The 7,512-nt window shown below is 40.0% G+C and carries 2 protein-coding genes; both read right to left on the bottom strand.

What is annotated here, in order from left to right; genetic code table 11:
* Nucleotides 1–116 precede the first annotated feature (116 nt).
* Complete coding sequence (locus tag F3G86_RS07140) at nucleotides 117–5,318, bottom strand: hypothetical protein (RefSeq protein WP_149723447.1); 5,202 nt, start codon at nucleotides 5,316–5,318, stop codon at nucleotides 117–119.
* Nucleotides 5,319–5,386: 68 nt separating this feature from the next.
* Entirely contained in the window at nucleotides 5,387–7,273 is a 1,887-nt protein-coding gene (locus F3G86_RS07135; RefSeq protein WP_149723446.1) for a hypothetical protein, read from the bottom strand.
* Between the last annotated feature and the right edge of the window lie 239 nt (nucleotides 7,274–7,512).

The following is a 7,512-nucleotide window of genomic DNA, read 5'->3' as shown; positions in this document are numbered from 1 at the left end:
GGAAATTGGATTATACATTTTAAATATTTAAACTAAGTTTAAAAATCTACAAGAAGCTTTTATTTTTAAGGAATTTAAATATAAAACTATAAATTTTTAGCCTGACAGAGTTAAATTTAATGCACCAAATTTACTACACTTACATCTTTATCTATCTCGATAAAAAATGTTTGTGCGCCAGCTCCGCTACCATATACACCTTTATAGACTTGATTTAGCGCATGTCCGCTACCATCAATCGCCACTTGGTTGTGCGTATCACCTAAAGTGCTATGCTTTAAATTTAGTGCTGCCACTTCGCTGTCTGTAGCTTGCGTTAAGATAGTGCCTTTGCCCTCCAGCGCCACTTTGTCATTATTATCGCCTTTGATCTTTAGCACGGTATTTACGCTTTTTAAGCCACCATCTGTTACTTGCGAGTCTATGATATCAAGCACGCTTTTGGCATCCAGTCCTATCGAGACCGCCTGAGTGCTCTTGCTGCCAAGCTGTAAAGTTTCAAAGTTCTTTAGTTTATCATTTAGATCATCCACTCTACTAAGATCGACATTTTCAGTAAAGATGAGCGTATCAACGCCATCTTTTGCGTCTATCTTGTTGCCTTCGTAGATAAAGGTATTGTTTTGATCATCTCCTTCGTGAGTGATCTTGATATTTTTATCTATCTCAACGAAAAATGTTTTTGTGCTAGTTCCATCGGTGTACGTGCCTTTGTAGACGTGATTTAGTGCATGTCCGCTACCATCAATCGCTACTTTGTTAAATTCATCTCCAATGGCTTGACTATGTTTCCAGTTAAGCATAGTCACTTCTTTATCAGTAGCTAGTTCAAATTTATTATTTCCATCACTGATTAGCTTAACGCCATCTTCATCATCGCCTGAGATTTTTAAGACAGTATTCATATTTTGCGTATCTTGTATCTTTTTTCTACCACTTCCTGAACCAATGGTTATGGTGGTCTCTTTTGAGTCTATGATATCAAGAACGTTTTTAGTATTGAGTGATATTGAGACAGCTTGGGTTTCAGTACCTAGTTGCAAACGTTCAAAGCTTTTTAAAGTATCATTTAAATTACTTACTTTTTCTAGTTTTGTATCTTCAACAAATATCAGCTTATCTACACCACCTTTTGCATCTATACTCTTGCCATTATAGATAAAGACATCATTTAGATTACTTCCTTCAAGAGTATTTGTATTGTGTTTTAAGTGCATTACTCTATTAAAATCATCTGGGTCATTTCCATAACCATTTAGTGCTTTTCTATAGCCATTTGCATCAGCACTACTAACGTATCCTTTATCTTCCAAAGCTTTTATATAGCTATTACTAAAAAGATGTGTGCCACTTCCTTGCGAGCCAATATTTTTATAGTCAGCATCTGTATATATAGGATTTTTATGTTTTCTTATCTGTATATCGAGATCCACATCTGTTCTTTGATCTATATAGTCGATATTTAATTTGTAAAAGCCTTTTTTTAATGTTATGACGTTAGGGTATCCCAAAACAGTATCACCCACTCTATTAACTTCTCTTGTTGACCAAGGGTTTGGATTTTGTGGAGGATGTGGTTGTTGGTCGCCATTCCAATATGACGCAACTATTTTATAATTGCCAAGCTCCATATATACATGATCTTGAAAGCGGTCCGCCCTTACGTGGTACTCGCCATCTTCTTCTATATATATCCATCCACTCATATGCATGACAAGGTCTGTTCCTACAGTCTCAGCTTCTAGCAAGGTGTAGTTACCCGAGTGATTTACATTGTAGTGGGTATTAGTGTGGTCTGTATCGCTTGCCAAAGGGGAGTGTCCTACTCTTGCCATATCATTTGTATTTAGTTCGCCTGCTGATGGTCTAGTCCAGCTTAATTTATAATCTTTTCCTCCCCTAAAGGAGACTTCATCAAACGTAGTAGTTGCACTAACACCAGCCCACTCCATCCACTCTTTATAGTGATGCTTTACATAAAATAAATTTGCACTATCTGTTTGTAAAAATGGTCCAGGATACATAAATTTATTTATAAATTCTTTATTTGTACAATCATAAAACCACATATCAACATCAAGCCCTTTGTTTGCCACCATAGTCACGGTTTGAACGGCTAAATTTCCCGCGTCATCTAGTCTTTCTACTATGTAGTTTTTGCTGCCAGTGTTTTGTGCTACGTTAAAGCTTCCAGAGTAGCTTAAATTTCTATCAAGTGTCAGTGTAGTCTTCTCAGATGTCTCAGCATCTATGACCTCTACATCTTTTGATTTTTCATCGTGCGGATTGTTTGCAGCTTCGCCTTTGCCGCTAAAATTTATAGCGTAGCTACCAGAGCTATTTTTTATATTATCAAAGTCAGATTCTATTAGCTTGTCAGGCTTTGAGTCAAGATCGACCGTGATAGTTAGGTTATCATCTCTTTGAGGCACGCCGTCAGCCCCCACGTAGGTGGCGTCTATGATGTGGTGCGTTCTATCTAGCTTTTTGCCAACCTTTTCAAAGTCTGCTATGACGGTGTTATTCTCGATCTTGGCTATAAAGCTATCACTTATATTTCCGTTTTCATCTTTTATCTCGATTAGCACGTAGCCTTTGCCGTCGCTTGTGGTATCTGGCTTATTTATACCAAATTTAATGTATGGCTGTTCGTCATTTGTAAGAGCGATGTTGTAGTTTATCTTTTGGGTCGAATTTGACTCATACTGGCTTGTTGAGATGATATGCTCGTAGTTCTCTTCGTTTAGGTATTTTGCAGAGTGGATATCGGCATTATCTATCTTTGTAACAAGTTTTACATCGTCTATATAGTCAAGCACGCCAAAGGCAAATAGCCTACCGCTTGAAGTGCCTGATATTGCACTTCCATCATCTTTTATAAGGGTCGCATCGACTAAGGTCGGGCGCTTGCTACTTACCGTCACGTCTGGTATGGTGATAGCTCCATCACTTATCACTTTGATATCACTTGGATCTTTTTTGTTTATCATATGCACGCCATCATCGTCTAGGATGTAGCTCACGGTTGATTGTTTGTTTGTAAGTGGGTTTAGGATGCTTATCTTTAGCTCATCTTTTGGCACCGCACTACTTGGGAGATAGACCTTTACATCAGAGGTCGTTATAGCTCCAGTGGTGTCATCTATGAGCCCATCTCCGTCAGCGTCTTTGACAAATTTCGCCACTGGACTGTCGCTAAATTTTATCTCATTTGTGTCGCTCTCGCCTTTGTTGCCAGCCTTGTCCATCATGGTCGTCGTTATGCTTGTGGTTTTGCCATGCTCTATTGGCACTGTGACCTTAAATTTACCATCATTTAGTGGCACTTCATTGTGATCAGGGGCGATTATCTTGCCTTTAGTGTATGTATAAACCTTGTGCGTTTTACTGCCGTCTGGGTTGGTGACATCGATAGCTATCTTATCGCCTTCTTTTATCACGCTTGGGATTTTTATAGATGCCTCAGTTTTTGTTGGGTCGCCGTCATTATATCTATTTTCTGAGGTATCTATCTTGCCATCTGGTGTTCTATTACTAGAGCCCAAGTCACTATCAAAGCTTATCTTGGCTGATTTTACAGGAGGAGCTACTACGACGCTTGGGGTGGTTTGGCTACTTGTGCCATTTGGTTTTGGCGTGCCATGCTCGTCATTAACCGCCGTGCTTATAGATACACTTGAGCCAGGTGCTACTGGCACGCTTACGCCTGGCACTTCAAATTTACCATTAACTATTGGCACTACTACGCTTGGGTTATTTTTATCATAGACGCTTGTGCCATCGTCGCTTACTACAAATTCTTTTGGCGAGCCACCTATGTTGATAGTGACGCTCTCTTTTGGCTTTATAGTGCGAGGTAAATTTATCTCAACCTTTGAAGTACCATCACCTATCTCGTCGCTACTTATCAGCCCATCGCCGTTTTTATCAGCTGTTAGCGTCACTTTGACGGTGTCACTTACGTTACTACTTGGTGTAGTACTTGTGGCTGAGACGTTGCCAAATTTATCAACTACGCCAGTTTCTATGCTGCTTCCTGCTGTGATGTTTGCGATGTTTGGCACGCTAAAGCTAACCGCGCCATTTTCATCGGTCGTAAATGTATATATGTTGCCATCCTCATCAGTTGCTGTGCCATTTTCTTTATCTAGCGTAAATTTCTTCTCAACTGGTGGTTTGCCTGGTTCATTTAGCTTAAACGTGATCTTATCTCCAGTGCTAAGCTCGTCAGGCACTACAAATTTCATACCGCTAGTTTGCGTGCCACTGCCATATCCTAGCTCGGTCGCATCTATCACGCCGTCGCCATTTTTATCAAGATCAAGCGTGGCTGTCACTTTTGAGATGGCTGGCGTGTCGTTTAGCTCATAGGCAGTTGGTGGCGCTGTAAATGTCCTGCCTCCAGTGGTGTATGAGCTTGTCACGGTCGTTTTGCCATGGTTTAAAATTTCAACCCCAGTGATCTCTGCTTTGCCATTTACGATAGGTATAGGAGGCGCTCCAGTAGGCGTGCCGGTGCTATCAACTGGGATTAGCTCGTTTGTTATCGTATTTACTTTGTAGTTGCTAGTTTTGCCGCCACCTTTCATGTTTGTCTTTATCGTGATGATGTCGCCATTTTTAGCAACGTCTGGGATATGGGCGTCTATGCTTGTGATGATTTTCTTGCCATCAGGAGTTTTTGGTAGCGAGTTTAGCTGAGCTCCTCCTAGAAAGCCCTTTTTTTCGCCAGTATCGCTTGTGAGGTTAAAATTTAGCACGATGTTTGGCTCTGGCGGTGTAAAATTTAGGTTTTGCGCGCCAAATCCAGCGTAAGAGACCCCGCCGATTTTAGCCTCGCCAACTGGCCATTTAAGCTCGTCATGCCTAGCTTCAAGAGCGCGCAAACCAGTGTAGAAGTCGTAGATATTTGAGTAGTGGCCACCTAGTTCAAATTTGATGCCACCACTGCCCACTGAAGCAGAGTATTGCGATGATGAGCCGTGAGGAGATAGCTCTTGATGGGAGATTTGATCATCGTCATTTGCGTGTTCTTTATGGTTTTCAAGGATGTTTGCGTTTTTTGGGATGACTAGCTCGCCTTTGTGCTCAGCAAAGACATTTATAGTGTGAAATACCGAGCTAAAGCCGACATAAGCCTTTTCACCGTCATCAAAAGCAATGGTAAGGTTCGAGTTTTCGCTCGTTTTTATATCATCACCAAGGTAAATTTCATCGCCTTTGTGCAGCACCCTCATAGTGCCGTCCCTACTTATGGCGATGGCTTCACCCTTGATCTTTTTGATAACGCCGATCCTTATGGCGTCAAAATTTGGCATTTTTTCATCCCTGTAAAATGTGTGTATTGTAGTATCGGAAAATCTCTTAAAAATTTATATAGTTTGTACTACATCACCTCGACATGCACGTTTTTATCTATCTCGACAAAAAATGTCTGCCCAGCGTTATTTTCGCCTTTATAGACTTGATTGACCGCTTCGCCACCAACCTCATTGAGCTTGTTATCATCAGCTCCGATGACGCTATTTTTTGCATTTAGGGCGGCTACTTCGCCATTTGTGGCCTTTACGAAATTTCCAACTAGCTGCACCACGTCGTCACTATCGCCTGAAATTTTAAGGATGGTGTTTAGGCTCTCTAAGCCATCAGGCCCTTTGGTAGGGTTTGAGTCTATCATATCGATTATGTTTTGCCCGTTTAGCTTTAGTTTTACTGCCTTTGTGCTGTCAAGCTCGATGCGCTCAAAGCTTTCAAGGCGCTTATCTAGATCCTCTATCTTTGTTAGATCCACGTTTTGGGTAAAAAGTAGCGTGTCTATACCGCCTTTTGCGTCGATATCGTGTGAGTTAAAGATAAATTTATCATCATCGTTACTACCAACGTCTTTTGTGCCTTCAAATTTTAGGTCAAATGGCTTATCAAAATCGCTTGCATTGTCGCCAAATTTCACACCATTTGTTTCTTTTGCCTTATAAAACGTATCGCTCTCTTTTGTTACAAGGCCTTTTTGAGCAAGAGCCTCCATATAGGCGTTGCTGACTAGTTTTATGTTAGGGTCATCTGAAATAATTTTATTAGGGCTGATACCAGAGAATGCTACAAAAATATAACTATATCTCTCATCAGATACTTCTATATGTACTTTATAAAAGCCGTAGTCTTCTGTTAAATTTAGGCTACTTGTGCTTTCGCTTTGTATGGCATTGCCTTCATCTCTGCCGCCATTTTTACTTGCCCATCCAAATGGCTGCCATGAAATTTCTCTACCATCAAATTCAAACTTAATACTTTGCCTTTCTTGCTTTGAATCATAATAAAACTTGTTAATATCACTACGATTTTTTATAAATATCCAGCCATCCATACTGACCATCACTCCATCTGCTGTTATCTTGGACTCATATAGTTTATAGTGTCCGTTTAAATTGTGTGGCTTGAAGGGGCTGGTCATATTTTCGCTTAGTCTATCATTGGCATAGTCCGCATTTGAAGCTCTGCCTATCCTAGCGAGCTCCATAGCTGTCGGAGTACGGTCGCGTATTCTGCTAGCTTTAGCTGGATCTGATGTGTCGAAATATCCAGGATCAGCCTGTTGCCCACTATAGTAATATAGGTCATTAAAAGTACTTGTCGCACTTACGTGATGGCTTGCACTCCACTCTTTTAGTATGCTTTTGCTATTATGCTCTATATCATAATAATCAAGCCCTCGCCCATGGTTTCTAGCTGAGTCATAAAGCCATATATCTGCGTCTAGTCCTCTGTTTGTGACATTTTTTAACACATTTATGGTATCTATAAATGGCTCTTCTTTTGGCTCTGCGGTGGCACTACTTTTTTCTACCAGCGTGCTAGAGGCACCTGAGACGCTTTTTAGCTCGCTTGGCTGGGCGCTATTTATGTTTGGCTCTAAAGATCTGTGTTGGTTGTAAATTTGATGGATATTTGCGCTATGTCCGCTTGTGACAAAGCTCGCCGCACTTAAAGATATGCCCTCGCTCGCCGATGATCCATATCCGCGCTCGCTCTCGCCTTTTTCTTCTGCTTCTTTTGCTGAGATTTTTAAAATTTCATCTAAATTTATGCTTTGATGAGCGTTTAAATTTACCTGCTCGCCATCTTCTAAAGTGATCTTGGCATCTAAATTTTTAGTAAAAATTTTCTGATCAGCGTAAATTTCATCACCATCTTTTAGCATTTTTATGCTTCCGTCTTGACTGATGATGTAAATTTCACCCTGAATGTCTTTTATGATCAGCTTTTTTTCTTTCATATCTTTCCTTGTTTTAGTCTAAGCCATATCGGATAAATTTATAAAATATGTATAGCTAAATTCTTATTTTGTGGAGATTGTAGTGAAAGATGCTAGGTATTATCATTGTTTTACGTCAAAGTAATATCTATAAATTTATAAAGACACAAAGCATATTCAAAAAGCGCAGGGGTAAATTTGCTAAAGTAAATTTATTGTTTAAAAAATAATTAAGATTTTAATCATCAAAAGGTTTAAAA

It is taken from the genome of Campylobacter concisus (genome assembly GCF_902460595.1).
Classification (GTDB): Bacteria; Campylobacterota; Campylobacteria; order Campylobacterales; family Campylobacteraceae; genus Campylobacter_A; species Campylobacter_A concisus_BL.
This window is presented reverse-complemented; position numbering and strand designations above follow the sequence as displayed.

What these genes read in the sequence shown, in the direction of transcription:
- F3G86_RS07140 (WP_149723447.1), bottom strand. Translation starts at nt 5,318, where the DNA reads ATGCCAAATTTTGACGCCATAAGGATCGGCGTTATCAAAAAGATCAAG.
- F3G86_RS07135 (WP_149723446.1), bottom strand. Translation starts at nt 7,273, where the DNA reads ATGAAAGAAAAAAAGCTGATCATAAAAGACATTCAGGGTGAAATTTAC.